Annotated in this window: 25 protein-coding genes; 6 read left to right on the top strand and 19 right to left on the bottom strand. The window is 63.0% G+C overall.

The window, feature by feature from the left end:
• Positions 1-4 precede the first annotated feature (4 nt).
• From H6955_00580 to H6955_00530, 11 genes are read right to left on the bottom strand one after another with little or no spacing between them, the layout of a single operon-like run.
• Complete coding sequence (locus H6955_00580; protein MCP5312016.1) at positions 5-1,141, bottom strand: NADH-quinone oxidoreductase subunit D; 1,137 nt, start codon at positions 1,139-1,141, stop codon at positions 5-7.
• Between the two features lie 2 nt (positions 1,142-1,143).
• Complete coding sequence (locus tag H6955_00575) at positions 1,144-1,707, bottom strand: NADH-quinone oxidoreductase subunit C (GenBank protein MCP5312015.1); 564 nt, start codon at positions 1,705-1,707, stop codon at positions 1,144-1,146.
• A gap of 5 nt (positions 1,708-1,712) precedes the next feature.
• Positions 1,713-2,345, bottom strand: coding sequence for an NADH-quinone oxidoreductase subunit NuoB (nuoB, locus tag H6955_00570; GenBank protein MCP5312014.1), 633 nt, complete (start codon positions 2,343-2,345; stop codon positions 1,713-1,715).
• 21 nt (positions 2,346-2,366) lie between these two features.
• Positions 2,367-3,290, bottom strand: coding sequence for an NADH-quinone oxidoreductase subunit H (locus H6955_00565; protein ID MCP5312013.1), 924 nt, complete (start codon positions 3,288-3,290; stop codon positions 2,367-2,369).
• Between the two features lie 5 nt (positions 3,291-3,295).
• Positions 3,296-6,424: a proton-conducting membrane transporter gene (locus H6955_00560; protein ID MCP5312012.1), complete on the bottom strand. Its 3,129-nt coding sequence runs from the start codon at positions 6,422-6,424 to the stop codon at positions 3,296-3,298.
• On the bottom strand, positions 6,418-6,789 hold the full coding sequence (locus tag H6955_00555) for a cation:proton antiporter subunit C (protein MCP5312011.1): 372 nt from the start codon (positions 6,787-6,789) through the stop codon (positions 6,418-6,420). Before H6955_00555 ends, H6955_00560 begins: the two co-directional genes overlap by 7 nt.
• Positions 6,786-7,478 carry a sodium:proton antiporter gene (locus H6955_00550; GenBank protein ID MCP5312010.1) on the bottom strand — a complete coding sequence of 231 codons (693 nt, stop codon included), beginning with the start codon at positions 7,476-7,478 and terminating at the stop codon, positions 6,786-6,788. The genes H6955_00555 and H6955_00550 overlap by 4 nt, the downstream gene beginning before the upstream one ends.
• A gap of 10 nt (positions 7,479-7,488) precedes the next feature.
• Positions 7,489-7,824, bottom strand: a complete 336-nt coding sequence (locus tag H6955_00545; protein ID MCP5312009.1) for a monovalent cation/H(+) antiporter subunit G — start codon at positions 7,822-7,824, stop codon at positions 7,489-7,491.
• A complete protein-coding gene (locus H6955_00540; GenBank protein ID MCP5312008.1) occupies positions 7,817-8,077 on the bottom strand; it encodes a DUF4040 domain-containing protein in 261 nt (86 codons plus the stop codon). The genes H6955_00545 and H6955_00540 overlap by 8 nt, the downstream gene beginning before the upstream one ends.
• Positions 8,077-8,337, bottom strand: a complete 261-nt coding sequence (locus H6955_00535) for a cation:proton antiporter (GenBank protein MCP5312007.1) — start codon at positions 8,335-8,337, stop codon at positions 8,077-8,079. Before H6955_00535 ends, H6955_00540 begins: the two co-directional genes overlap by 1 nt.
• Positions 8,330-8,785, bottom strand: coding sequence for a Na+/H+ antiporter subunit E (locus H6955_00530; GenBank protein MCP5312006.1), 456 nt, complete (start codon positions 8,783-8,785; stop codon positions 8,330-8,332). The genes H6955_00535 and H6955_00530 overlap by 8 nt, the downstream gene beginning before the upstream one ends.
• 341 nt (positions 8,786-9,126) lie before the next feature.
• Between H6955_00530 and H6955_00525 the strand changes: the two genes are divergently transcribed.
• From H6955_00525 to H6955_00505, 5 genes are all read left to right on the top strand, one after another.
• Positions 9,127-9,585 carry a CBS domain-containing protein gene (locus tag H6955_00525; protein MCP5312005.1) on the top strand — a complete coding sequence of 153 codons (459 nt, stop codon included), beginning with the start codon at positions 9,127-9,129 and terminating at the stop codon, positions 9,583-9,585.
• A gap of 1 nt (position 9,586) precedes the next feature.
• Positions 9,587-10,924 (top strand): ArsB/NhaD family transporter, encoded by a 1,338-nt coding sequence (locus H6955_00520; protein MCP5312004.1) that lies wholly within the window; start codon positions 9,587-9,589, stop codon positions 10,922-10,924.
• A gap of 73 nt (positions 10,925-10,997) precedes the next feature.
• Positions 10,998-12,833, top strand: a complete 1,836-nt coding sequence (recQ, locus tag H6955_00515) for a DNA helicase RecQ (protein ID MCP5312003.1) — start codon at positions 10,998-11,000, stop codon at positions 12,831-12,833.
• Positions 12,834-12,941: 108 nt separating this feature from the next.
• Positions 12,942-14,564 carry a GMC family oxidoreductase N-terminal domain-containing protein gene (locus tag H6955_00510; GenBank protein ID MCP5312002.1) on the top strand — a complete coding sequence of 541 codons (1,623 nt, stop codon included), beginning with the start codon at positions 12,942-12,944 and terminating at the stop codon, positions 14,562-14,564.
• 74 nt (positions 14,565-14,638) lie between these two features.
• Positions 14,639-15,019 carry a hypothetical protein gene (locus H6955_00505; GenBank protein ID MCP5312001.1) on the top strand — a complete coding sequence of 127 codons (381 nt, stop codon included), beginning with the start codon at positions 14,639-14,641 and terminating at the stop codon, positions 15,017-15,019.
• A gap of 18 nt (positions 15,020-15,037) precedes the next feature.
• Here H6955_00505 and H6955_00500 read toward each other — a convergent pair whose 3' ends face one another.
• The 7 genes from H6955_00500 to H6955_00470 form a co-directional block, all read right to left on the bottom strand.
• Entirely contained in the window at positions 15,038-15,706 is a 669-nt protein-coding gene (locus tag H6955_00500; protein ID MCP5312000.1) for a cupin domain-containing protein, read from the bottom strand.
• The gene (locus H6955_00495; GenBank protein MCP5311999.1) at positions 15,703-16,314 is read right to left on the bottom strand and encodes a sigma-70 family RNA polymerase sigma factor; all 612 of its coding nucleotides are present in this window, start codon (positions 16,312-16,314) and stop codon (positions 15,703-15,705) included. The genes H6955_00500 and H6955_00495 overlap by 4 nt, the downstream gene beginning before the upstream one ends.
• Positions 16,315-16,382: 68 nt before the next feature.
• Positions 16,383-17,897 (bottom strand): DUF4331 domain-containing protein, encoded by a 1,515-nt coding sequence (locus tag H6955_00490; GenBank protein MCP5311998.1) that lies wholly within the window; start codon positions 17,895-17,897, stop codon positions 16,383-16,385.
• A 34-nt stretch (positions 17,898-17,931) separates the two neighbouring features.
• Positions 17,932-19,065, bottom strand: a complete 1,134-nt coding sequence (locus tag H6955_00485; GenBank protein ID MCP5311997.1) for a HupE/UreJ family protein — start codon at positions 19,063-19,065, stop codon at positions 17,932-17,934.
• Complete coding sequence (locus H6955_00480) at positions 19,055-20,242, bottom strand: hypothetical protein (GenBank protein ID MCP5311996.1); 1,188 nt, start codon at positions 20,240-20,242, stop codon at positions 19,055-19,057. The genes H6955_00485 and H6955_00480 overlap by 11 nt, the downstream gene beginning before the upstream one ends.
• A 308-nt stretch (positions 20,243-20,550) precedes the next feature.
• Complete coding sequence (locus H6955_00475; GenBank protein ID MCP5311995.1) at positions 20,551-21,375, bottom strand: hypothetical protein; 825 nt, start codon at positions 21,373-21,375, stop codon at positions 20,551-20,553.
• A gap of 189 nt (positions 21,376-21,564) precedes the next feature.
• Positions 21,565-22,104, bottom strand: a complete 540-nt coding sequence (locus tag H6955_00470; GenBank protein ID MCP5311994.1) for a DUF4124 domain-containing protein — start codon at positions 22,102-22,104, stop codon at positions 21,565-21,567.
• A 188-nt stretch (positions 22,105-22,292) separates the two neighbouring features.
• Between H6955_00470 and H6955_00465 the strand changes: the two genes are divergently transcribed.
• Positions 22,293-23,036, top strand: a complete 744-nt coding sequence (locus tag H6955_00465; protein ID MCP5311993.1) for a hypothetical protein — start codon at positions 22,293-22,295, stop codon at positions 23,034-23,036.
• Positions 23,037-23,054: 18 nt separating this feature from the next.
• Here H6955_00465 and msrA read toward each other — a convergent pair whose 3' ends face one another.
• Positions 23,055-24,185 carry a peptide-methionine (S)-S-oxide reductase MsrA gene (gene msrA, locus H6955_00460; GenBank protein MCP5311992.1) on the bottom strand — a complete coding sequence of 377 codons (1,131 nt, stop codon included), beginning with the start codon at positions 24,183-24,185 and terminating at the stop codon, positions 23,055-23,057.
• Positions 24,186-24,285 lie beyond the last annotated feature (100 nt).

The raw sequence follows: 24,285 nt of genomic DNA, 5'->3' as shown, positions 1-24,285 counted from the left end.
GACGCTACCTCTCGATCTCAGGCGGATAGGTGTGCAGCGACACCATCAGCCCGGCGATGTCGGCGATGTTGGTACCCACGGCGAGCTTTTCCATCAGGGCGATCGCGTGTGTGTAGCTCGGGCCACGTACATGCACCCGGCGTACGTATTCGCTGCCGTCGGTCACCATGTAATAGCCGTACTCGCCGCGTGTGCACTCCGCTTTCACATAGGTCTCGCCGGCCGGCACCTGCCAATGCAGTACATTGGGCATCCGGGCCTGGAACGGGCCGTCCTTCGGCATGCGGTCGAGGCATTGGCGCAATATCCGGATACCCTGGTGCATTTCCTGATAACGGACCCAGGAACGGGCGTAGGTATCCGATTCGGTCGCCGTGATCAAATCGAATTCGAGCTGGTCGTAGACCAGGTAGGGCTCATCTTTGCGCAGGTCACGCGCAAAACCCGCGGCGCGCTGATTCGGTCCGGTGATGCCGTACGGGTCGACCATTTCCTTCGGAATATGGCCCAGCCCCTTGGTGCGGGCCTTGAAGACGACGTTGTTGAACAACACCTTCTCCACGTCGAACAACAGTTTCTCGACCCGGTTGAGCACGTCACGGCATCGATCCTCGAAACCGTCGGGCAGGCGACCGCGCACGCCGCCCGGCACGATGTACATGTGATACACCCGCGCGCCGGTCATCTCTTCGAACAGGTCGAGGATGTAGTCGCGGTGGGTGACCGTCCACTGGTACACGGTTCCCTGGCCGAACGCCGCGCCGATTCCGCCCAGCCACATCAGGTAGCTGGCCAGTCGCATCAGCTCCAGGTTCAGTGTGCGGATCCACTCGGCACGCTCGGGTGACTCGATGCCGGCCAGTTCCTCGACGACAGCGGCATACAGGTATTCGTTGAAAGTCGGTTCGGGCACCGCGATGCGGCAGACGATGGGAAAGTTCTGGATAAAGGTGCGCCGCTCCATCAGCTTTTCGAAGCCGCGGTGCAGGTAACCGACGTGCGTCGTGCATTCGACGACCTCGTCCCCGAGCGTCGTGAGTTCAAGTGCCATGTTGCCGGTGATGCCCGGGTGCTGCGGTCCCTGCCAGAGCTTCAGGTACTTGCCGGAACTCAGATCGACGGGCGGATTCGGCTCGAACACGGTCAATGGCTCCCCGACGATGGTTTGTCGGTATGCGTGGGATACATCTGCTGCTTCATATGCTCGCGTGGATCCTCGGTTCCGCGTCCTTCGCGGCTGTAGAAACGTTCGAGGCTGAACGCAGCGGTATCGAATTCCTTGCGCATCGGCGGGATCTGATCCCAGCCCTCCAGGCAAAAGTCGTCGTCGAGTCGCGGGCTTCCGGGAAAACGGATGCCGTACATCTCGCGCAGCTCACGTTGGTAGGTGGCCGCTTGGGCCCAGAGGTTGTGGATCGATTCCATCTCGGCATGGTTGCGGTCGAGATCCACATGCATACCGATAGAATGCCGTGCAGCGTAATTGTGCAGCATGTAGGTCAGGGTGAAGACCCCGCGCTCGATGTAGTCGATATTGGTGAGGAATGCCAGGTGCGTGTAGCCGGCGTCGTCGCGCAGTTCGCGCAACAACCGGACCGCCTGCTCCTTGGGCACCTTGAACAGGGTCAGCTCGGGCTTCTGCTCGTGAATCTCGCTGATCGAAAAGTTTCTGGCGAATGCCGCCAGCAGCTCGGTCGCGGTCGTCATCGTCGTCACCAGTTGTAATCGGGCATGTTCCAATCCTTGATCACGCGTCGCTGATTGGCTTTGTACCACTCGAAATTCTCGATGTAGCGGTTCGCGCCGTCTGCGCGCCCTTCCTTGATCTTCTTCTTCAACTCGAGAACGCCGGCCATCAGCACCTCGGGCCTCGGCATGCATCCCGTTATGTACAGATCGACCGGCAGGTACTCATCAAATTTGTTGACCGTGTTGTAGCTGTCCCAGTACATGCCGCCGTTGATCGGACAGATACCGAGACACACGACGAACTTCGGCCCCTGCATCTGCTCGTAAGAGCGGATGATCCGTTTCAACGTCTTCACCGAGGCGTAGCCGCCGATAATGAATACCGAGGCCTGGCGCGGGGTAGGGCGCATCTGTACGCCCATGCGGTAGGCATCGAAGCGGGCGGTCATCAATGGATTCAGCTCGACCGCGCCGCAACCGGTGCCGAACGCGAGTATCCACAGGGAGTTGGCGCGCACCCAGTTGACGAACTTCTCGACCACCGCGACCGGGTACGGCTCGTAGGGCACAGGCCGGGCGTCAGAGAAAAGATCGCGGTCCTCCGGGCTCAATCCAAGGTTTGGCAAGGGTCCGAGGGTCTGCGGAAGTTTGTCCATGGCAATTCCTCCTTACCGTGCTCAGGCCAACAGAAAGGCCTGGGTATAGGCGATGGCAACGATACCGATCAGTGTCGGATAACGCAGGAAGAAACGGATCGACTGATCGACACGGAACCGCGGGAAGGCCGCGCCGACGATAACCGCCACCATGTAGATCGCCCACGTCTTTATGACGAGTTCGACCAGGTTGGTGGCACCACCAAAAAAAAGATCCATGAACAGCACGAGTTTGGCACCGGTGAATACCGCGCGGTTCATCGTCATCATCGCCAGATACGAGCTGTGATACTCGGTCGGTGGACCGATCGGGATCTCGTTGGGCGCCATGGTGACGTCGAACGGCGAATAACCGGTCATGCCCAGAAACGCGATCATCGCTGCGACAACCGCCAGCGGGTTCGTGAACAGGGTCCAGTCGAGGACGCCGCCTTGCTGGGCCGCGACGATCTCGCTGATCGACAGGGTGTCGTATTGCACGACGACCGCGATGATCGCCAACGCGAATGGCACCTCGTAAGCGGTCATCTGGCCGAGACCGCGGGCGACACCGATCGCGCTGAACGGATGCCCGCTCTCGCCGGCCCCCATCGCCATGCCCAGCTGGCCGAAGAACATGAAGTACATCGCCAGCAGGAGATCGCCGGCGAAATTGAAGTTGCTGAACATGTCGCTGCCGTACAGCACGGGGACAAACGCCAGGGTGCCGATCCCGCCGGCCAAGCGGAACACGGGGCCGAGGTAGAACATCGAGCCGTGGCTGACGGCGGTGCGTTTACCCAGGTTCTTGAAGAGATCGAGGAACGGCTGATACACGGGGATGCCGATGCGTCCCTGTACCTTGGCGAGCGTGCGCGCAACGATACCGGACAAGAGCATGCCGTAGAGCCCGATGATCGTCAGGTTCAGTACGAAATAACTGATCTGCAGCGGCCAGTCATACATCGGGCCTAACCTCCGACGGCGAAGTGCAGCAGGGCGACATACAAAAGAACATACAGGGCATAGGTCTGGCCGTTGCCGGTGTAGAACACCCGCAGCCCGCTACCGAGCGAGTGACTCCATTCCGCGACCCCGTTCCAGAACGCCGTTGCCCTGGGTACCACCAGAAAACCCAGGGCACGGTCGTAAAAACGGTAGAAATCGTAGGCGTAATGCGTGGTTTCGGGTGACTCCGGGCGTTCGGCGGCAAACACGATGTTGAACTGTTTGACACGTTGAACACGCATGAACGTCGAAAAAACCAACAGCATGAGCAGTGGAACCATGAACACGGCACCGACCACGTTGATGATCATGAAACCGTCCCAATATCCCAACCCACTCTGCACCAGGGTGCCGTCGACCACCAGGGTCTGCGGCAGATAGTCCGCCAGGATCCCTGCGACCGGGCCGACCAGCCAGTTCGGCTGCACCGAAAGCGCCACGATCACAAGTACCAGAGCCATCTGCGGCACGATCAACGCCAGCGGCGCCTCGCCCAGGTCCCTGTGGACATGTTTGCGCTGGCCGAGGAATACGGTGTGGATCATGCGGAACAGGTACAGGAAGGCGACCGCGCTGGCAAAGAACGCCAGGCCGGCCTGCCAGTGCCAGCCCCTCTCCAGTAATGCATTGAATATCAGCCATTTGCCACCGAAGCCCGTCAGCGGTGGCACGCCGGACAACGCGATGATACCGATCAGCATTGCGGTGAAGCTCCACGGCATGTTCTGGATCAACCCGCCCATGCGGTACATCTCGCGCTGGCCGGTACGCAGGATGACGCCTGCGGCCACCAGGAACAGCAGCCCCTTGAACAGCAGGTGGTTGACCGCCAGATAGCCGCCCGCGAGCCAGCCGAGATGGGTGCCGGTCGCCAGCGCGGCGATCATGTAGCCGACCTGGCCCATGCTGGAATACGCCAGCAGGCGCTTGATGTCCTCCTGGAACACGGCCATCAAGGCGCCGAAGAATGCGGTCAGCAGGCCGATCCATCCAAGCAGGTACAGCACCGTGTCGCTGCCGCTGGCAAAGCCGAGGTGAACCACGGCCAGGAAGAGGCCGAAGATCGCGGCCTTGCCGAGCACGGCGGACAGCATCGCCGAGACGTCGTCGTCGGCCTCGGCGTAGGCGCCGGGCAGCCAGACATGCACACCGAGCGCCCCCGCCTTGGTGAGGAAACCGGCCAACAGCAAGGCGAGCACCACGCCTCCCAGTTCCCCGACCTGATCGAGATCGGCCAGTGCCAGCGACCCGGTTTCCGCGTACGCGATGCCAAAACCGGCCAGCAGCAGGAATGCCGAAGCCAGCGAGAACACGAGGTACGGCAGGGTGACCGGACCGGCGTCACGGCCCAGGCACAGCAACAGGTATGAACTGATCGTGATGAATTCCCAGGCAAGGAAGAATGCCAGGCTGGTCTCCGCGCCGACCAGGTTGCCGAACGCCAGCAACAGCATGGTCAGCAGCGGGAAGTACGCGGGACGGGCGTCGCTTCGGTACAGGCTGGCGACCGTGATCACCAGGCCGCCCCCGAGCAGCATCAGCCCGAACAGCCCCTGCAATCCGACCAGCGTCGGGATGACCAGGTAGCTGTAGAGCGCGACGACCAACAGGGTGAGCACGGCCTTGATGCGCCCGGGTAGACCGTCGAGCAGGCTCAACGCCAGCGCTGCGTAAACGGGCAGCAGGGCCGGCACGGTATGCACTCCCATCGTCTGGGCGATCAGATGCCCGGTGCCGAACAGCCCGAGGATCGCGACCAGCACCGGCATCAGCAGCGATGACGCGGGTTCGCCGGCGCCCACCGAATGCGCCTGCATGGCGCGCCCGAACCAGCGGAACAGATAGACGGCCTCGAACAGCGAACCGATCAGTATCACTGCGACCCAGAACTGCATGCCGCCGGCCGACAACTGCATCACCAGTTCCCACTTCGCCCAGAAGCCCGGAAACGGCGGCAGCCCGGCGAGCGCCGCGAGCAACAGACCGAGCGTCATCAGCAACAGGCGGTTGCTGCGCAACCCGCACCAGTCGTCGATGCGTTCGCGGTGCAGGGCACCCGCCAGCCAGAACAGGCCGGCCTTCGCAAGCAGGTGGTTCACGAATAGACCACCGATCACCAGCGGCAGCGCGTCGACGCGGCCGAGTTGTGACAGCAGTACCACGGCCAAGGTCAGCAGGCCGATCTGCCCGATCGACGAATAACCGAGCAGGCGTTGTACCTTGTCCTGCTTCAGGCCAATCACGTTGGAGGCCAGGAAGGTCGCGCCAGCAATTGCGGCCACTGCGGGCAGGAACGGATCGATCAGTGGCAAGACCTTGTAGAGCGCGAACCATGCGCCGGCCGAAACGCCGACCGAGACCATGGCGGCGACGCCGCTGGGCATGCTCTGGTAGACGTCCAACCCCCAACCGTTTGCCGGGTAGGGCTTCAGTTCGATTACGACGCCGGCGACCAGCAGGGACATCGCCAGTATGCCCAGTGGACCCTGTACGAGATGGATCTGGGCGTGCATGTCGTCGATGTTCAGCGTCCCGGTCAGGTAGTAGAAGAACATCGTGCCAAGCAGGAAGAACGAGGACGCGAGCGACGTGGCGATGATGTACTTGAAACCGGCGCCGAGGGCCGTCGCGGTCCGCTCCAGCGCGAGCAGCCCGTACGTGGCGATCGCCGTGATCTCGATGAAGATGAACAGGTTGAACAGGTCACGGGTCATGATCATCCCGTCGATGCCCATCGTCAGGACAACGAATACCGACATCGCCGTGGCACGCCCGCGCAACAACCCCTTGAGATACCAGGCGCCGAGCAGCGACGCGAGGTTGACTCCCGCGACGAAGAATGCCTCCTCGAGACCGAACCGCAGGTTGATCGCAAATGGCGGCGCGATGCCGGCTGTCTCGATCTCCCTGACCGGTGCGCCGTCACCGAGCCAGACCAGCCACAGCAGCGGTACTGCCGCCTGGTAGAGCAGCGCGAAATTGAACAGGCTGCGACAGAGTACGGGGTTGTAGCGGTCGACCAGCGGCAGCAGGAAACCCACGCCGAGTGCGACGATGATCAGGTTCAGCGGATTGGTCAGGACGTCTACCATTTGGTGTCCGTGCAGTCTTCGATCGACAGCGACTTCTTGTGGTGATGGATCTGAACCGCGTACGCCAACATCACCGCGGTGATCCCCAGTCCGATCACGATCGCCGTCAGCACCAGCGCCGATGGCACCGGATCGACCACATTCTGAACCGCGGTGGCGCGTTCGACCGACGCATCGATGATCGGTGCGGTACCACCGCGCACGTACCCGAGCGACACCATGATCATGTGGATGCCGGTATCGATCAGGGAGAAACCGACGATCATCCGGATGATGTTCTTGCGTATCAGCATGCCCCACATGCCGATCAGCATCAGGCCGCAACCGGTGCCCAGGGTGACCGTCGACAGCGCCAGTTCGCTCATTGCGAATCGCCCTTGAAGTGTTCGAGGACGGCACTCAGTTCGGTACCGACCTTGAGGCCGATGAATACGTAGATCACCGGAATGGCACCGGCACTGAACAGATGGCCGTACTCACCGAGCGGCAGCGCCCGGTTGTCGAGGAAACCACCGGCCAGGACCAGTCCGAGTACGCCGATCACGACATATCCGAATCCCGACAGCGACTCGGTCAGTGACAGCAGCATGTGGCGCAGGCGTGAAAGCGGCAGTGCAAGGAACAGCAGCAGGGTCGCCGAAGCGATCACTGCGCCGCCCTGGAAGCCACCGCCGGGCGTCAGGTGACCGTTGGCGAAGATGTATATCCCGAATAGCAGCACGATCGGGAACAGATACTGCACCGCCGTCTGGACCAGCTCGCTCGCAGGGGTCGGCGGTTGTTCCGCCGCCTCCCGGCCACCGAGCGTCAGCAGCAGACCGACCGCCGCTGCCGACAGGAACAGCACCGTGACCTCGCCCAGGGTGTCGAGTCCGCGATAGGTCACGACAACCGCGGTCACCAGGTTTTGCGCCCCCAGTTCGTCCGGCCCCTGGGTGACATAGCGCGTCGCCAGCGGAGAAAGCGCCGTCTTCTCGGTATAGTGGGAGATCGCCTGCCAGAACATCGAGGCCAGCAGGAACAGGGTCAGAACGATCAGCAGGCGTTTTGCCATGTCGGGGTGTCTATACCTCTTCCACGCGGTTTTCCAACTCTTCGAGCCGGTCGACGACGGTCTTCTCGCTGCGTGGTATTCGCCGACTATGCGAAGCGCGTGCCAGGGCGTGCGAGGAGATCGGGTTGGTCAACAGCACGAAAAACACCAGCAGAAGCATCTTCCCGATCCAGTCGGGATGGTGGAAACACAGGCCGATGAGCACCAAAATGGTGCCCAGCGTCGATGCCTTGGTGCCGGTCTGGATGCGGTTGTAGCTGTCCGGCATGCGCAGCACACCGAGTCCGGCTGCGAACAGAAAGACCGCGCCGCCGAGGATCACCAGATTGCCGAGCAGCTCAATCATCGTCTTCGCGCTCCCGGCGACGCGTGCGGTTGATCGCGTACAGAAAGATCGCGGTGGACAGGCCGCTGCCGATCGACGCCTCGGTCATCGCGACGTCCGGCGCAGACAGGATCACGTAGGTCACCGAGGCGAACAGGCTGGTCAGGCCCGCGGCAATCACTGCGCTGACCACGTTGCCGAGGCTGACGGCCGCGATGCCCCCGACCAGGATCCCGGCACAAAGAAGCAGGGTCAGCAACAGCGTCGGATCCATCAGATGCCTCGCTCGAGATAACGCGCCACCGCCAGTACCCCCAGAAAACTCAACAGACCGTACACGATCGCGACATCGACATAAATGAACCGTTCCGACAGGTGGGCGAGCAGCACGATCACCGACATGCAGACGATGGTGATCAAATCGACGGCAATGATCCGGTCGGTCTCGGTTTCGCCTTTTACCAGTCGGATGACGCCGAACAGGATGGCGAAGCCAATCAGCACGAAGGCGAGATTCAGTACCAGGTCAGCCATAGATCACGCTCAGGTAACGTTCGAAGCGCGCCGCAATCGCCCGCGTCGCGGCCTCCGGATCGACGCTCTGCACGTCGATCCAGTGCACGAACAGGGTGTCGTCACGGATATCGACCACCAGGGTGCCGGGAGTCAGCGTGATCGAGTTGGCGAGCACCAGGCGTCCGGTGCGCGTCTTCAGATTGGTCTTGATCTCGACGATGCCCGGGTGGATGTCGATGCGCGGCGAAAACACCAGTCGCGCGACATTCAGGTTCGCGCGGATCAGCTCCCAGGTGAACACGGCCAGGTAGCGCAGATAATACAGCAGCGCCCTCGGCGTGAGATTCACTTCTGCATAGGCGGCGCTGAATCGCACCATCACCAGACTGAGCAACGTCGCGAGCAGCACGCCGCTTGCGACGACCTGGAACTGCAGCGAGGCGTTGGCGATCAGCCAGATCGCCATCAGGGTCAACCAGAGATTGACGAAGACCTTTGGGTTGTTCAACGCAGGGATGTCCCCTCAGTGCCAGCCTGCCTCAATTCAAGCCGATACCGTGCGTGGTCCGATCGATGCAACGCAGCCGCTCCTCAACATCGGCGCAACACGTCCGCCCCGGATACTTGGGGTCCCGTTCGCATTGACTCAGGTTAATTGCCAGGAGGCCGGCCAAGCGTGCCCTGGCTGGCGGGCCGTTCAAACAACCGCTGCCGCCGTATTTGTCCGTTACTATTGTAGCGGAAACCGGGCAAAGTAAAGAGGCATAGTGGGTGCCCCGGGTGACCGGTTGCCGGAGGGAAGCAACGATGACGGCCAGACTGGTCATGGACCCCCATCCGTCGGTGATGCGCGCCGACGAAACGGTGGCGAAAGCGATTGAAATCATTATGCAACACCGCTACCGCAGTCTGCCGGTGGTGGACGAAGACGGCTGCTACCTGGGCGTCTTCGGCGTCAACGTGCTGCTGAAAATGGTGTTGCCGCCCGCGGTCATCCTGGAGAAGGGACTGACCACCGCGCCTTTCGTATCCGACGACCTACATGACCTGCGACGCCGGCTGGCTGGCGTGGAGCAACAGCCGGTGCGCGCGTTCATGAACGACGAGGCGGTCGCCGTAAATCCGGATACGCCGCTGGTGGAGACCCTGCTTGCGCTCTATCGCACTCGCGCCAGCGTGCCGGTCGTCGAGCCGGGCACCTGCCGCCTGGTGGGGATGATCTCCTACTGGGATGTCGGTAGGCGCATTCTCGAGCAGGAGGACTGACATGCACGCAGTCGATACACCTCAGTTGATCTTCGGCTGGGACCCCGTTTGGTTTGCGGGCAGCCTGTTCGTGGTGACCTACGCGTTGATCATGAGCGAACGCATCAATCGCGCGATCGTCGCGACCAGTGCGGCTGCAATCATGGTGCTCGCCGGGGTGATCAGCGAACAGCACGCGGTCGACGGGGTCGATTTCAACACCATTGGCCTGTTGACCGGGATGATGGTGATCGTCGCGATCACGCGTCGTTCCGGCGTGTTTCAGTACCTGGCGGTATGGTCGGCGAAAAAGGTCAAGGCGCAACCCTGGGGCATACTGCTGATGCTGTCGCTGGTCACCGCGGTGCTGTCGGCCTTGCTGGACAATGTCACGACGGTACTGTTGATCGCTCCGGTCACGCTGCTCATCACCGAGGCACTCGGTGTCAAGGCCTATCCGTACCTTTTTGTCGAGATATTTGCATCGAACATCGGGGGGGCTGCAACGCTGATCGGTGATCCGCCCAACATCATGATCGGGTCTTCTGTGGGACTGAGCTTCAACGATTTCATCGTTCACACGGCACCCGCGGCTGTGATCGTCATGCTGGTCACGATGGTGCCGGTGTACTGGATCTGGGGGCGCCATCTGCATGCGAGCGACGAAAGCCGGCAACGCGTGATGAACTACAAAGAACGTGAGGCCATCACCGACAAGGTGCTGTTGATCAAGTCGTTGGCCGTGCTGGCACTGGTCATTCTCGGTTTTGCTCTGTCGCATTTCATCGACAAGCAGCCATCGACGATAGCGCTCGCCGGTGCAGCTCTGCTCCTGCTGTTGGATAACCTCGGCAGGCATGCCGCCGCACAGACCAAGTCGGTACACGCGACCTTTGCCGAGGTCGAATGGGTGACGATCTTCTTTTTCGTCGGCCTGTTCGTGGTGGTGCATGCCCTCGAGAGAACCGGTCTGCTGACGATGCTGGCCGAGGGCATTCTGCGCCTGACGGGTGGTGACCTCACCGTGACGGCGATGGCAATCTTATGGGGCTCTGCAGTCGCTTCGGCAGTCGTAGACAACATTCCTTTCGTCGCGACGACGATTCCCCTGATCAAGTCGATGGCACCGACATTCGGCGGTGCCGAGAACCTGATGCCGTTGTGGTGGTCGCTGGCGCTCGGAGCCTGCCTCGGCGGCAACGGCTCCCTTGTCGGCGCCAGTGCCAATCTCATTGTTGCCGGATTTGCCGAGCGATCGCAGCAGCCGATCGGATTTCTCGCCTTCACCCTCGCGGCGTTTCCGCTGATGATCCTCGGGATCGCGGTCAGCAGCCTGTACATCTACCTGCGTTACCTGTGATGACGGCAGCGATCGATTTCCACCATTGCAGACATCGCCGACCATCCGACCTTCGCCGGTCAGGGTACGGCCGATGACGGGTAGCCGTTCGAAAGCTCGCTCGACGATCCAGCAAACCCTCGGCGACGTGTTCGGCTACACCGCGTTCCGACCGCATCAACAATCGATTGTCGAAGATCTGATCTCAGGCCGGGACGCCTTCGTACTGATGCCGACCGGCGGCGGAAAATCGCTGTGCTACCAGATCCCGGCATTGCACCGGGCCGGTGTGGGTATCGTCGTTTCGCCGCTGCTGTCGTTGATGAAGGACCAGGTCGACGCACTGAACGCCAACGGCGTTGCCGCGGCGTTCTACAACTCGAGCCAGGATGAGCGTGGCGCACGCGAGGTGTTGGCGCGCCTGCATGCCGGTGAACTCGACCTGCTGTACGTCAGTCCGGAACGGCTCTTGTCCGACGGATTCCTGGAGCGCCTCCAGGAAGTCCACATCGGGTTGTTCGCGATCGACGAGGCGCATTGCGTCTCCCAGTGGGGACACGATTTCCGACCGGAGTATGCGGCGCTCGGCAGCGTGCGCGACCGGTTCCCGGAGGTTCCCCTGGTTGCGCTCACGGCAACTGCCGATGCACAGACACGGCAAGACATCGTGCGCGTCCTGCGACTCGAGACGGCCGCGCACTACGTAAGTGGTTTCGATCGCCCAAACATCCGGTATCGCGTGCTCGACAAGCACAAGCCGTTCGAGCAGCTTTTGCGTTTTGTGACGGAGCATCAAGATCAGGCCGGCATCGTCTACGCATTGTCGCGAAAACGCGTCGAGGAAGTCGCTCACAAGCTCGCCGCGGAGGGCGTACGCGCCGCGGCCTATCATGCCGGCATGCCCAGTGGTACGCGGGAACAGGTTCAGGATCGGTTCCTTCGGGATGAGGTCGATGTCGTGGTGGCCACGGTTGCATTCGGCATGGGCATCGACAAGCCCAATGTCCGGTTCGTCGTGCACTTCGACCTGCCAAAGCATATCGAGGGCTATTACCAGGAAACCGGCCGTGCGGGCCGTGACGGACTGCCGTCCGAGGCGTTGCTGCTGTACGGAGCACAGGACGTGGTCACCGCGCGACGGCTGATCGAGGGCAACGAAAGCGCGGTGCAGCAGCGCGTCGAACTGCACAAACTGAACGCCATGGTCGCACTGGCCGAGTCGGTGACCTGCCGGCGCCGGGTGCTGCTCGGCTACTTCGGCGAACAGCTGGCCGAGGACTGTGGCAACTGCGACGTCTGTACCGACCCGCCGGAGCGTTTCGACGCGACGACCGATGCGCAGAAGGCATTGTCCTGCGTCTATCGCGTCGGTCAGCGATTTGGCATTCGGCACGTCATCGACGTGTTGCGTGGCGCCGATACGGAGCGGGTGCGTACCTTGGGACACACCGAGCTTTCGACGTTCGGCATTGGCAGCGACAGGGGCGTGCATGAATGGACGTCGATCCTGCGTCAGTTGATACATCACGGCTACCTGGAGCAGGACATCGCGAACTATTCGGTGCTGCGGTTGACGCCTGCGGCCCGGCCGCTGCTGCGGGGCGAGGTTCGTCTCGCATTGGCGCGACCACGGATTCGCGACGAGGGTCGCGTCCGCGCTGGGCGCAAAGAGCGAGCCGAAGGTAGCTACGATACGGTGCTGTTCGATGCGTTGAGGCGTGTCCGCAAACGTCTCGCCGATGTGGAAGGCAAGCCACCGTATATCGTTTTCGGGGACGCGACACTGATGCAGATGGCGCGCGAAAAGCCGATGAGCGAAGACGCGCTGCTTGAGATCAACGGTGTTGGACAGCACAAGCTCAGCAAGTACGGTGAGGCCTTCCTGGAGGCGATCTCGGCGTACGCGCAGGCGGACGGGGAGGCGGTTTAGGCGCAGCGGGTCCGGCCGAGCGACTGCGCCGGCTGCGGTTTGCTATCTTCTGGTGCAGGCGGCGCCGTGTCGTACGGCCCGATATATCGCACCGACAGGACTCGTCTGATGCAACAGGTGTTCGACTACGTGATCGTCGGTGCCGGCTCGGCCGGCTGCCTGCTGGCCAACCGGCTGTCGGCGGACCGTAACTTGCGCGTGTTGCTGCTCGAGGCGGGCGGCGCCGACAACTACTTCTGGATCCATATCCCGGTCGGCTACCTGTATACGATCAACAATCCGCGCACCGACTGGTGTTACAAGACGCGTCCCGACCCCGGACTCAACGGGCGTTCGCTGCACTACGCGCGTGGTCGGGTGCTCGGCGGCTGCTCGTCGATCAATGCGATGATCTACATGCGCGGTCAGCCGCGCGACTACGACGAATGGGCGGGCCTTGGCAACCGGGGCTGGGACTGGAACAGCGTCCTGCCGTACTTCAAGGCCAGCGAGCGCTATGTACACGGCGCCGATGCCTTGCACGGCGACCAGGGCGAGGTATGTGTCGAGGAGCGTCGGGTCGACTGGGAGATCCTCGACGCCTGGCGGGATGCGGCTGAACAGTGCGGCATTCCCAAGGTCAGTGATTTCAACCGCGGCGACAACTTCGGCTGTGCCTATTTCCAGGTCAATCAGCATCGTGGCCGGCGGCAGAACACCCATCAGGCGTTCATCGAACCGGTACGGGGCCGTGACAATCTCGAGGTGTGGACCGATACCGAGGTGCAACGTGTCCGCTTCGAACATTCAGAGCGTGGTTTGCGTGCGAGCGGCGTCGAGTTGCGTATCGCCGGCTCCGAGGTCCAGCGCGTCGATGCGCGGCGCGCGGTGGTGCTGTCTGCCGGCGCGATCGGTTCTCCGCAGCTCTTGCAGCTCTCTGGAATTGGTCCCGCGGACCTGTTGCGCCGGCACGATATCGCCGTGCGGCATGCGCTTCCGGGGGTCGGCGAAAACCTGCAGGATCATCTGCAGATCCGCATGGTGTTCAAGGTCCACGGGGTCGAGACCCTGAACCAGGCCGCCAACAGCCTGTGGGGCAAGGCGCGGATGGGGCTTGAGTACCTGCTGTTTCGCAGTGGTCCCCTGACCATGGCTCCCAGCCAGCTCGGTGCCTTCGCCTACAGCAGCGGGGCCTATGCGACACCGAACATCGAGTGGCACGTACAGCCGCTGAGCCTCGACCGCTTCGGCGAGCCCCTGCACCGGTTTCCCGCCATCACCCCGTCGGTGTGCAACCTGCGACCCAGCAGCCGCGGACACGTGCGCATCGCGTCCCCTGAACAGCGGATACATCCGGAGATCTTCGTGAACTACATGTCCACCGACGAGGACCGTCGGGTGGCGATCGACGCGATGCGCTTCACGCGCCGGATCATGGCCGCCGAGGCGCTTCGCCGGTATTCGCCGATCGAATGGAAGCCGGGTGCCGCGGTGGACAGCGATGGTGCACTCATCGATGCCGCCGGTGACCTCGGGACCACCATCTTCCATCCGGTCGGTACCTGCAAGATGGGCCAGGATGCGATGTCGGTGGTCGACGACCGCCTGCGGGTGCACGGGGTGGATGGCCTGCGCGTGATCGACGCATCGATCATGCCGACCCTGACCTCCGGCAACACGAATGCGCCGACCATCATGATCGCCGAGAAGGCGGCGGCGATGCTGCGCGAGGACGCCCGGACCGGCGTCTGAGCGCGGCCCGGCTGCAACCATTGCGGGTGAGGGTTGTCTCAAAGGTTGATCAAGTCAGCTCGGATCGCGGGACCATGACTCTACGCACGTTGTTGAAGACACTCATCCTGGCCGGCGCCATGCCGGCAGTCGGGGGTGAGGTCCAGCAGAGCGGCACCGCCGAACTCATGCAACTCAATCGTGCCAATGAGCAGGTCCTGGAGCGTATCCAGCGCGACCCGGATGCCGCCGAGACGTTGACGGAGGAGATCGCACGGCGGCAGGCCGATCGTGACCAGTTGTCGGCGCAGCGCCGCCTCCAGGAACAGCAGCGCCGTGCACTGCTGTTGCAGCATGAACGTGCACGCTACCAGCCGTGGTGGCGGTCGGGCCCGGAGGCGATCGGCCTGCAGCGCAACTTTCGTCTGCAGCAGCAATATCAACTGAATCGCTTCCCCAGGGCGCCGGGTCGCTGAACGGGGTTCGAGCCGCTGCTAACCGATGCCGATAATCCGCGAAACAGTCCGTAGCAGCGGGCGGTCGAAGTCCACGCCGGCCGTCGACCCGATCAGTGCGATGCAGGGGACCACGCTGTCGACGGCGGGCTCGTGACGGATCCTGCCATCCAGTTCCGCCAGGTCGCCAACCGAGTAGCGGCCGATCGCATCCACATAGGAACCCTGCAGGACCAGAGAAAACTCTTCGGCATGATGACCGTGATGTGGCACGCGCACCCCCGGTTGAAAGCGGAACAGGCGCACCCAACCATTGCCGCGATGGCCCGGCATGGCCACGGCGACCTGCTGTATACCGCGTGTCAGTGGCCGCCAGCGCAGGCGATCGGGCAGTGTCGGCAGCTGGCGGAGCAGGGGGTCGCGCGTACCGCCGCCGTGATCCGTGGCTGCGGCCGCTGTTGACGACTCAGCCTGATCGAGACGCTCCCTGATCCCGACGCGGCAACGCTCCAGGCCCGCCGACGGCATCCGTGGGCCACCCAGGCCCTCGAGCATCGCTCCACCGATACCCAGTGCGTCCGCGTGGCGCGTTCTGCACTGGTCGCACATTCTCAGGTGCACGCTTACGACCAGCGCCAGGGGGGCTTGCAGGGTGCCGGCGGAATAGGCCAGCAAGGTTTCGACGCTGATATGGTGAGTGATGTTCATGACGCAACACCTAGCGCATGGCGCAGTGTCTGGAAGGCGAGGCGGATCCGCGATTTCACGGTACCCAGCGGTACCTTCAGGCGGGAACTGATCTCGGACTGCGAAAGTCCGTCCAGGTAGGCGAGTTCGATCACGGTGAGTTGCTCGGGTGAAAGTTGGCCGACGCGGTCGAGGAGCATCAGTGCATCGACCTGCGTCTCGCCATCGGTCGGTAGTGGCGCTTCCATCACCTCTTCGCAGGAGCACCAGGAGATGCCGCCGACCTTGCTGCGCGCGTTGTCGACACGCAGGTTGCGCGCGATGGTATATACCCAGGTGCTCACGGACCCGACCGTCGAACGGTATTGGTGCGCTTTTGTCCAGATCCTGACCATCGTTTCCTGGACCAGGTCTTCCGCCTCCGCCTCGCCGAGCCCGGCACGTCGCATGAAATTGTACAGGCGCGGACAAAAATGGTTGAACAGACAGTCGAAGGCATCGCGGTCGCGGTCTGCGGCGACCCGCACCAGCCAACCGGCCAGCGTGGCCTGCAGATTGTCGTCCGGCCCGCGACTCGCTCCGACCGGCGGGCGTTTCTCGGATTCATTGGGGTGTGTCGAGGTATTCACCGCCTTCCCTGATGTCGCCGATCGGATTGAGTGCTGGCCCGCTTCACCATTTGCCTCCCCGGCAGCGACTACAGCGAGTCCTTGAGGTTGCTCGGGCCTGCATGCGGCGTTGCCGCATACGGAAACACCTGATGGTAAAGCTGGTCGTTCGTGTCGCTGTTGTCACCCACGAGCGTAACCGGGGAATAGCCTGGGCCGCTGGCAACCGCGGTCAACGCAATATCCACGACGTCGTCACCCAGCCGTCGACCGTTCGGCCAGCCGCTCGACATCACGTGGCCATCCGCGGCCGTGGCGACGTCGCCGCCGACAAACCCGAGTCGACTGAACCCTGCCTGCCCAGCCAGCGTGACCGGCCCGGTCGTGGTATCGACCCGGATCACGTCAGGCAGATAGACCAGCGCCAGGTCGTTGCGCCCGGTGTCGGCAAAGGCGGTGCCGAACACGGTATTGATCAGGGAGGCGATCTCGGGGTTACTCGCATACCGGCCGAACAGCAGGGCGTCTTTCGTCGGTTCGCTGCGGTTGTAGCGGTCCTTGTCCTTCAGCGCGACCAGCACCTCGTTGAACAGCGGATTTCCCAGGCGATTGACCTGTACCCAGGGACCGGCGTCGAACGCCTCCCGGTCGGTGCGCAGTACGCGGATGCGTTTGCGGCTCACCGAGGCGTACACCCCGACGCCGGTGGCCTGGGAAACGGCAGGCAATGGGCTGTCACCCAGGTCGGCGAAGGCAGCCGTGTAGGGCATGGGCTGCAGGTCGCGCAGCGGAATCTGTATCGCGTAGGTCAGCACGTTGAATCCCTTGAACCCGTCGACGCCATCGCCGTCCTGGCCAAGGCCGTCGGCGAGGGTGCCGTTGTTGTCGAGAATGCGCAGGTCCAGAAGGTCGAAGATGGCCGGCGTGTCTGCAAAGAACCCGTCTTCACGGGGACCGGCAAACACGGACTCGCCGGTCGTGGCGTCGTAGATGGTCTGACGCGTGTAGTCGTCCAGCCCGTCTAGGTCCGGCGCGCCTGAGACGGCAGCGCCGTCCGGGTCGTTGTATGCCGGTGTCGTGTTGCCGCCGACGTTCGGTGGCGGTGTCAGCAGGCCACGGGCGATCAGGCGGGAACGCTTGCCGGTCGTGCGTGTGACGGCATAGCGCTGGGTATAGTTCTGGCGCGCGTCACCGACCTGTTGGATGGGTCCGACCTCGGTTCCAAGGCCGTAGGAAAGTATCGTGTCGCGATTCTTGTAACCGTCGGTGACCGAAGAGAAACGAAAGTCGTAACGCATCTGGGTCTCGCCACTGACCGGGTTGGTGATGTGGATGCTGTACAGTGCATCGTCCGCGAAGCGGTCGTAGATCACGCCGTCACCGGGTTCCGAGAAAGGCCGCACGTTGGCGATCACGTTCAATACCTGTTCGTCGGGATCGTCGTAGCGCGTACCGACAAAGGCGTAGACGTCGGTGAGATTGGCCTGTGGGTCCTGTTTGATCAGCGGTGCGTCGCTGTGGCTCGCACCCAGCGCCAGCCCGCTGGCGGTGATGCCCAGGCCGGTGGCCAGGGCGGCGGAAAAGATCGTTTTCATGGCTGACATGGCATGCTCCTTTCTGGTTGGAAGTGGATCGGGTTCATCGGACCAGCAGCCCCAGCGTGAGACTGCGTTCGACGAACCAGAAGATCGCGACGGCAGCGATCGCGACAGAACCGAACTGCACCCCGACGACCCGGAAGACGCTCGAATGCCGGTACACGTAGGCGATCGGGACAACCAGTCCAACCACCAGCAGCTGGCCGAGTTCGACGCCGACGTTGAACGCGCCGAGCACCAGCAGGGTCGTTTCCCGCGTCGTGCCCAAACCGCTCAACGCCGCTGCGAATCCAAAACCGTGCACCAGCCCGAGGACAAACGCGATCGACGCGGCCGACCCCGGCAGGAAGGGTCGCACGTTGTTGAGTGCCGCCAGGCATATCGTCAACGCGATAGCGGGCTCGACCCAGCGCGCGGCAGTCTCGACCATGCCGAGCACTGCGAGCGACAGGGTCAGGGAATGGGCCAGCGTAAATGCGGTTACCACACCCAGCAGCTTGCCGGCGACCTGCCTGGCCGAGGTCGCCGCCTGCCAACGTCCTTCGCGATGCTCCAAGACGACCGGCAGGATCAGGGTAAGCAGGAACAACAGGTGATCGGCTCCCCCGAGGATGTGTCCAATCCCGTTCTCGAGGTGCTCTCGAACCAGCAGCAGTCTGCCGCCCGAGGTCTCTCGAGAGAGCATGGCCGTGGGCTGCTCCGGAGACAGGAGGTGGACCTGCTCGCCGGTGTTGGTGATCACTCGCAGTACACCGCGGTGGGTCGGATCGATATCGAACAGCAGCTTGTAGGAAAGCGTGGTGGGGGTGGTGCCATCGCAATCCACGTCCAGCGGCAGGACCGCGTAGGTGCCATCGTTGTGGTCAGCGACCCGTTGCGGCAGCGCCGCGATGGCACAGTCCCGCCCAGCGGCACGCAGTCTGAGCCGCTGCATCGCATAGCCGGCAATCTCCGGGTGCGCCGCGCGCAGCTCCCCCCAGGTGATGCGGCGGTCGGCATCGCGGTCCAGGCCGAGCGCCTGCTGCAGGTCAGGCAGCGCGATATCCCAGCGCAGTTGTGGAGGATTTCCCGCCAGGTCGAGCGTCAGGTAGCTATCGCTCGCGGTATGCGCGAGTGCCACCACCGGGAACAACAACCACCAACAGGTCCAGCGCTGCACGGTACTAAGACGCATCGCCGCTGCCTTCGGGTGCGGATGCCCGCAAGATCGCTGCCAGTCGGGCGTCCAGGTTGCGGTGCCCCCTCAGCCAGTCTCTGACATGCTGCACCGTGGCCAGGTCGCCGCACGCCAATGCCGCGCCGAGCAGCAACTCGGTATCGGCGAACTCGCGCTGTGTACGCCAGTTTCGGCGGGCCACGGCGAGAGCGCGTTCAGGACGTCCGAAGATCCGCAGATCGGCGAGCGCAGACTCGCGGTCATGCAGTGTCTCGCCGCGTCGCCGCGCGGCGGCGAAGTAGTCCTCGAGCACGGTCTGGTGGCGCGCCAGATCCGGGTGTCCGAGGAGACTCGCGGCCAGCGCGCGTCGCAGAGTCAGTACCGGCGACCGGGAGTCCGCGGGCACGATCTCGAGTACCGTCGCGGCGTCGTGTTGACGTAACAGAAGATCGGCCAATGCGAGCCGCGTGCGGATATCGCCGGGATTTGCGTCCAGGGCCTGTATCAGACAGGCGCGCGCAAAGGTCGGATCACCATTGATCTCGGCCAGTTCGGCGAGCACCCGCAATGCCCAGGGGATGTGCTCCCTGTCGTGGTCCGTCGCGTCGCGTATTGCGGCGCGCAGCAGCCGGTAGGCGGTCGCGGCGTCACCGGTGATTCGCGCGCTGCCGGCGATACAGGCGGCCGTGATCAGGCGACCGCCACCTGGGTGCAGCTTGATGCAGCTGCGGAGCGCGGCATCCGGTTCACCCCGCACCTGATGGACCACTGCACGTGTCAGCCACGCCTGGGCGTTGTCGGGCTGGCGCTCGTGCAAAAGATCCAGGGTCGCAAGGGCCTGGTCGAACTCGTGACGTGCCTGCTGAAGCATGGCGCGAGGGAGCAACAACGGCGCGGGTGGCGGCCGCACCGATTCCCAGGCACGCAAGGCGCCGTCGGCGTATCCCAGGTAGCGCAGATCACCGCTGCGCCGTGCGACCTCGATGTAGGCGAGTGCATCGCTACGCACCTGCTCGATGCTCGGCCGCTCATTGCCCGTATATGACCGGAGCGGAAACGCTCCATCGGGCAGGTGTTCGAGCACGACCTCGGGCCCCGCCGGCAGGTATGTCTCCGGTTGGGCGGCCGGTGCGCTGGATTGGATGGCCAGAGCAAGTCCGCCGGTGCCGACAGCAGCGAGGAATGAGGAGTGCATGGTGGCAAGCCGTCCCGGTTTTAACCGCCAGGTTTTTTCGTACACGCCCGCTTATACGGGGCAGCGCCGGGTTTGGATCACTCCGGACGTCTCGCACTGTATGGCTTGATCGATCGCGTCAGTCGACCGTACGGCTTTCGGGTCCGGTTGCGTGAAGGGTGATCGGGGCGCAGATGGGCTTGGGGAAGGGTGTCGGGGAAGCACCGGTCAGGACGGCGCGGGCTCAGCGGCGGATACCGGTGGACGATACCCTGTGCAGGGACCCGGTGACGCACCGGGTCCCTGCCAGTGTTGCGGATGCTGGGCGGTCAGCCGCAGCGTATCAACCGGGTTTTTATCTGCTCGAGGTCGTGAGAAAGCCGATCGAGTTCAGCGACACCCGTCTTGTCGAAGTACATGCTCTTGTCGCCGTCGCGCAACAGGCTGACCTTGGCAAGAATCGCATAGAAATGTGCCATGAAGGACGAATGCAGTCCGCGCACACCGACGATCAGGATCGCCAACAGCAACAGGCTCACGCCGAACACCAGGTAGACCATACGGTCGGTGCGGGTCTGCACATCGGCCCGTGCCTCGGCAAGCTCTGTCCGCAGGTCACCGAGCGTCCGCTCAGCACCGTCGAATACCGTGCGCAAGCGGTTCTTTCCATCGGCGATGGCTGCGTTGGCATCGACCGTGTAACGCGAGGTCGCGTCTTCCGCAGCACTGCCGACCAGCCGCAGGTGCTGGTAGCTGTCGACGATCTTGCGGAACTCGGCATCGTAAAACCTGATCGCCCCCAGCCAACTGGTGAATTCCGTCTGCTTGTCGGCGTCGAACAGCTGTTGCGGATCTTCTTTCAGCGTCGAGAGGATTGCAAAAACCCGCTCCATGGACTCGGACCATTCGGAGACGTACTTCGCCTTCTTCGAGGTATGCCCGACATAGATGAAATACTCTTTCTCGAAGCGGCGTGTCTTCTCCAGTTGAACGACCAGTTCGTGAAGCTTCCCGATCGCGGCACTGTTGCCCCCGATCAGTCGGTCTACGGCATGCGACTGCGCGATACTCAGATACGCGACGACACCCGCGTAGACCATGAACAGGACACCGACGACGTTGAACACCGAGAGCAATCGGAAACGGACATTCATGCAAGGACTCCTTTAGATTCGCAGATTGTGAAAAATGTGACGCGCCTCTATCGGCAATGCGGCGCATGGCTTCAGTGCCGAACGGCAATTCAGGAATCCAAGACGAGGTGCGCAGAACGTGCTTCCGAAACGGCGCGGCAAGATGCACCGCATTCCTACGCGGCGGGGATGTTCAGCGGCGAGCCGGGGCTAGCGGCGGGGTCCCATGCCCTCGCGACCGTAGACCGGCGGTGCCGGGTAAGGCGCCGGTACGCGATAGGCCGGGTGATCGGGTTCCCAGAGGCTACCTGGTGGTTGCGGTACTTGATGCGGCCGGAAGCGTGGCCGATAGGGATAGGCGGGGCGCGGGTAGGCGATCACCGCCGAGGCCGGTGGTTCGGCGGTCGGCGCCTGGCGTTCAGCCAGTTCACGTTCACGCAGCCGGTATTCACGTTGTCGTTCGCGCTCGGCCTGGCGCTCCTGCTCCAGTCGTTGGCGCGCCTCCTCGAGGCGTTTGGCCTGATTCAGGATGGAGTAAGGGTCGTCCTTGGGCGATTGTTCCGGGGGCTGGTAGCGCGGCGCCGCGAACCGCTGGGCGGAGGAGTGGTCGCTGGTCGGCGGTTGGTCGCCGAAGTGCACCTGCCCCTGTGCATCGGTCCAGCGATACAGCAGGCCGTCGTCGGCCCAGGTCGCCCCGATGAGACCGAGGGCGAGCAGCAAAATCGGCAGGCGAGATCCTTTGTCCATCATCGTCATCTCCCTCTGGCGGCATTGCTCCGCTACTGCGATCCGGCATAACCTGCCACGGTATTGTCGTGCAAAGGCCCGTTCGAGCCGGGCGGCGGTCGCCGTCGCCGCTCATGGATAAGATGTCACACAACACGATTATCGGACAAATCGCCCGGCGCGTGTCGCCCCGGGCGTCACGCACCAGCCACATGACCGCGATCCAGCCGGGTCAAAGCGGATCGGTGCTGTTGGTTTTGACATTGCTCGCGGTGATTCTGGGCGGTTGTACGACAGTGCCGAGCCCAAAGGGCGATCCGGTCGCTTTGGAGCGCCTGGCGACGCCCGTCGTGGTCCAGCCGCGCTGGAACTACCTGCGTTTCCGTTTCAACACGGCAGCGGACGGTGAGGTGGACAGCTACCTCGACATCCTGGTCGCCGACCGGATACTCGCGCCGATCGTCGCGCAACATGCGTCGACGATCCCGTTGTGGCGGTTTCACCGTCGCTGGCCGGACGACCCGGTTGGACATCGCTTCAGTCTGGTGTTGTACACCGACCCCGCGACGGTGGATGCAATCTCGGCCGAGGTGGCCGCTCACCCGCTGCTGCAGGCACTGCGTAACCGCGACATGTTGCTGTCATTCCGTGTAGAGCCGGTACCGGATGTGCGTGGCACTCTGCCGGAAGGCACCAGCGACGAACGCTGGCCGGTGGCGGTGCAACGTGAATGGCCCTACTTCATCATGGGTGCGAGCCGCATGTGGCTGGGACTGGCCCAGGCCGAAGCGGCGCTACACGATGAACCAGACCTGCATGCACGCTATCGCGCCGTCGAACAATCACTCGACCGGCTGTGGTTCGAACAGGCGAACCATGCGTTTCTGCACCACCTCAGCGCGATCTTCGGTTACAAACCGGCGCTGGTGGTACATCGTGACATCATGACGTTTTGAACCCCCACTACCACTGCGTCACTCGAACAGCTTCGCGTACTGTGCATAGCCTTGTGCGGCGAGATCCGCTTTCGGGACGAAACGCAAGGCCGCCGAGTTGATGCAGTAGCGCAGCCCGGTCGGCGCGGGACCGTCATCGAACACATGCCCGAGGTGAGAATCGGCGAAGCGGCTGCGGACCTCGATGCGCGGCAACAGCAGCCTGTAATCCTTGTGTTCTACGATCAACTGTGGGTCGAGCGGCTTCGTGAAACTGGGCCAACCGGTGCCGGAATCGTACTTGTCGGTCGACGAAAAAAGTGGTTCGCCACTGACCACGTCGACGTAGATGCCGTCACGCTTGTTGTCCCAATAGCTGTTGTCGAAAGGCGGCTCGGTGCCTTCTTGCTGGGTCACCTGGAACTGCAGCGGCGTCAGGCGCTCGCGCAGGTCGGTCGGGTCGGGCTTGTTGAAACCGGCTGGCAGCTTTGCCGAGTATCGTGCGTAGTCCAGTGCCAGATCCTCGCCCCAGGTGCGGCTCAGATAGCGGTCGCGCCCGGAGTTGAAACGATAGAAACGATAGCGCAACGGGTTTTTCGCGTAGTAGTCCTGGTGGTATTCCTCCGCCGGGTAGAATCTGGCCGCCGGTTCGATCGGTGTGTCGATCTGGCGCGAATACCGACCACTGGCCGCAAGTTCGGCACGCGAGCGTTCAGCGGCGACGCGTTGCTCGTCGTCGTGGTAGAAGATCGCAGGCGAGTACTGATTGCCACGATCGACGAACTGGCCACTGCCGTCGGTTGGGTCGACAATCCGCCAGAACGCCTGCAACAGCCCTTCGTAGCTGATCACGTCCGGATCGTACCGGACCTGGACGCTTTCGCGGTGACCCGTACCGCCGCCGGCGACCTGTTCGTAGCGCGGGTTCTCCAGGTTGCCACCCGTGTAGCCGGAGACCGCCTCGATCACCCCGGGCACTTTTTCGAGATCGGCCTCCACACACCAGAAACAGCCACCGGCGAAGGTCGCGAGCCGGGTATGGCCGTCGGCAGCCAGCGCGCCCACCGCCGGTCCGGCCGGCGCACGCTGGCTCGACCGGCCGAATGGCCAAAGCACCACCACCAGTACCGCGGCTGCAAGCAGTACACTGACCAAGAGAGTTTTGTTCATCGCGCCCCCCGTAGAGCGATCGGCCGTTCACTGTCAGACCGCGCGAACGCAGAAATTCTTCCCGACGGCGCCAAATTTCTTTCGCCGTCGCCGGTGAAGG

This window comes from Chromatiaceae bacterium, from assembly GCA_024235395.1.
Taxonomy (GTDB): domain Bacteria; phylum Pseudomonadota; class Gammaproteobacteria; order Chromatiales; family Chromatiaceae; genus Thiosocius.
The sequence above is the reverse complement of the archived record's forward strand: the minus strand, read 5'-3'. Positions and strand labels throughout refer to the sequence as shown.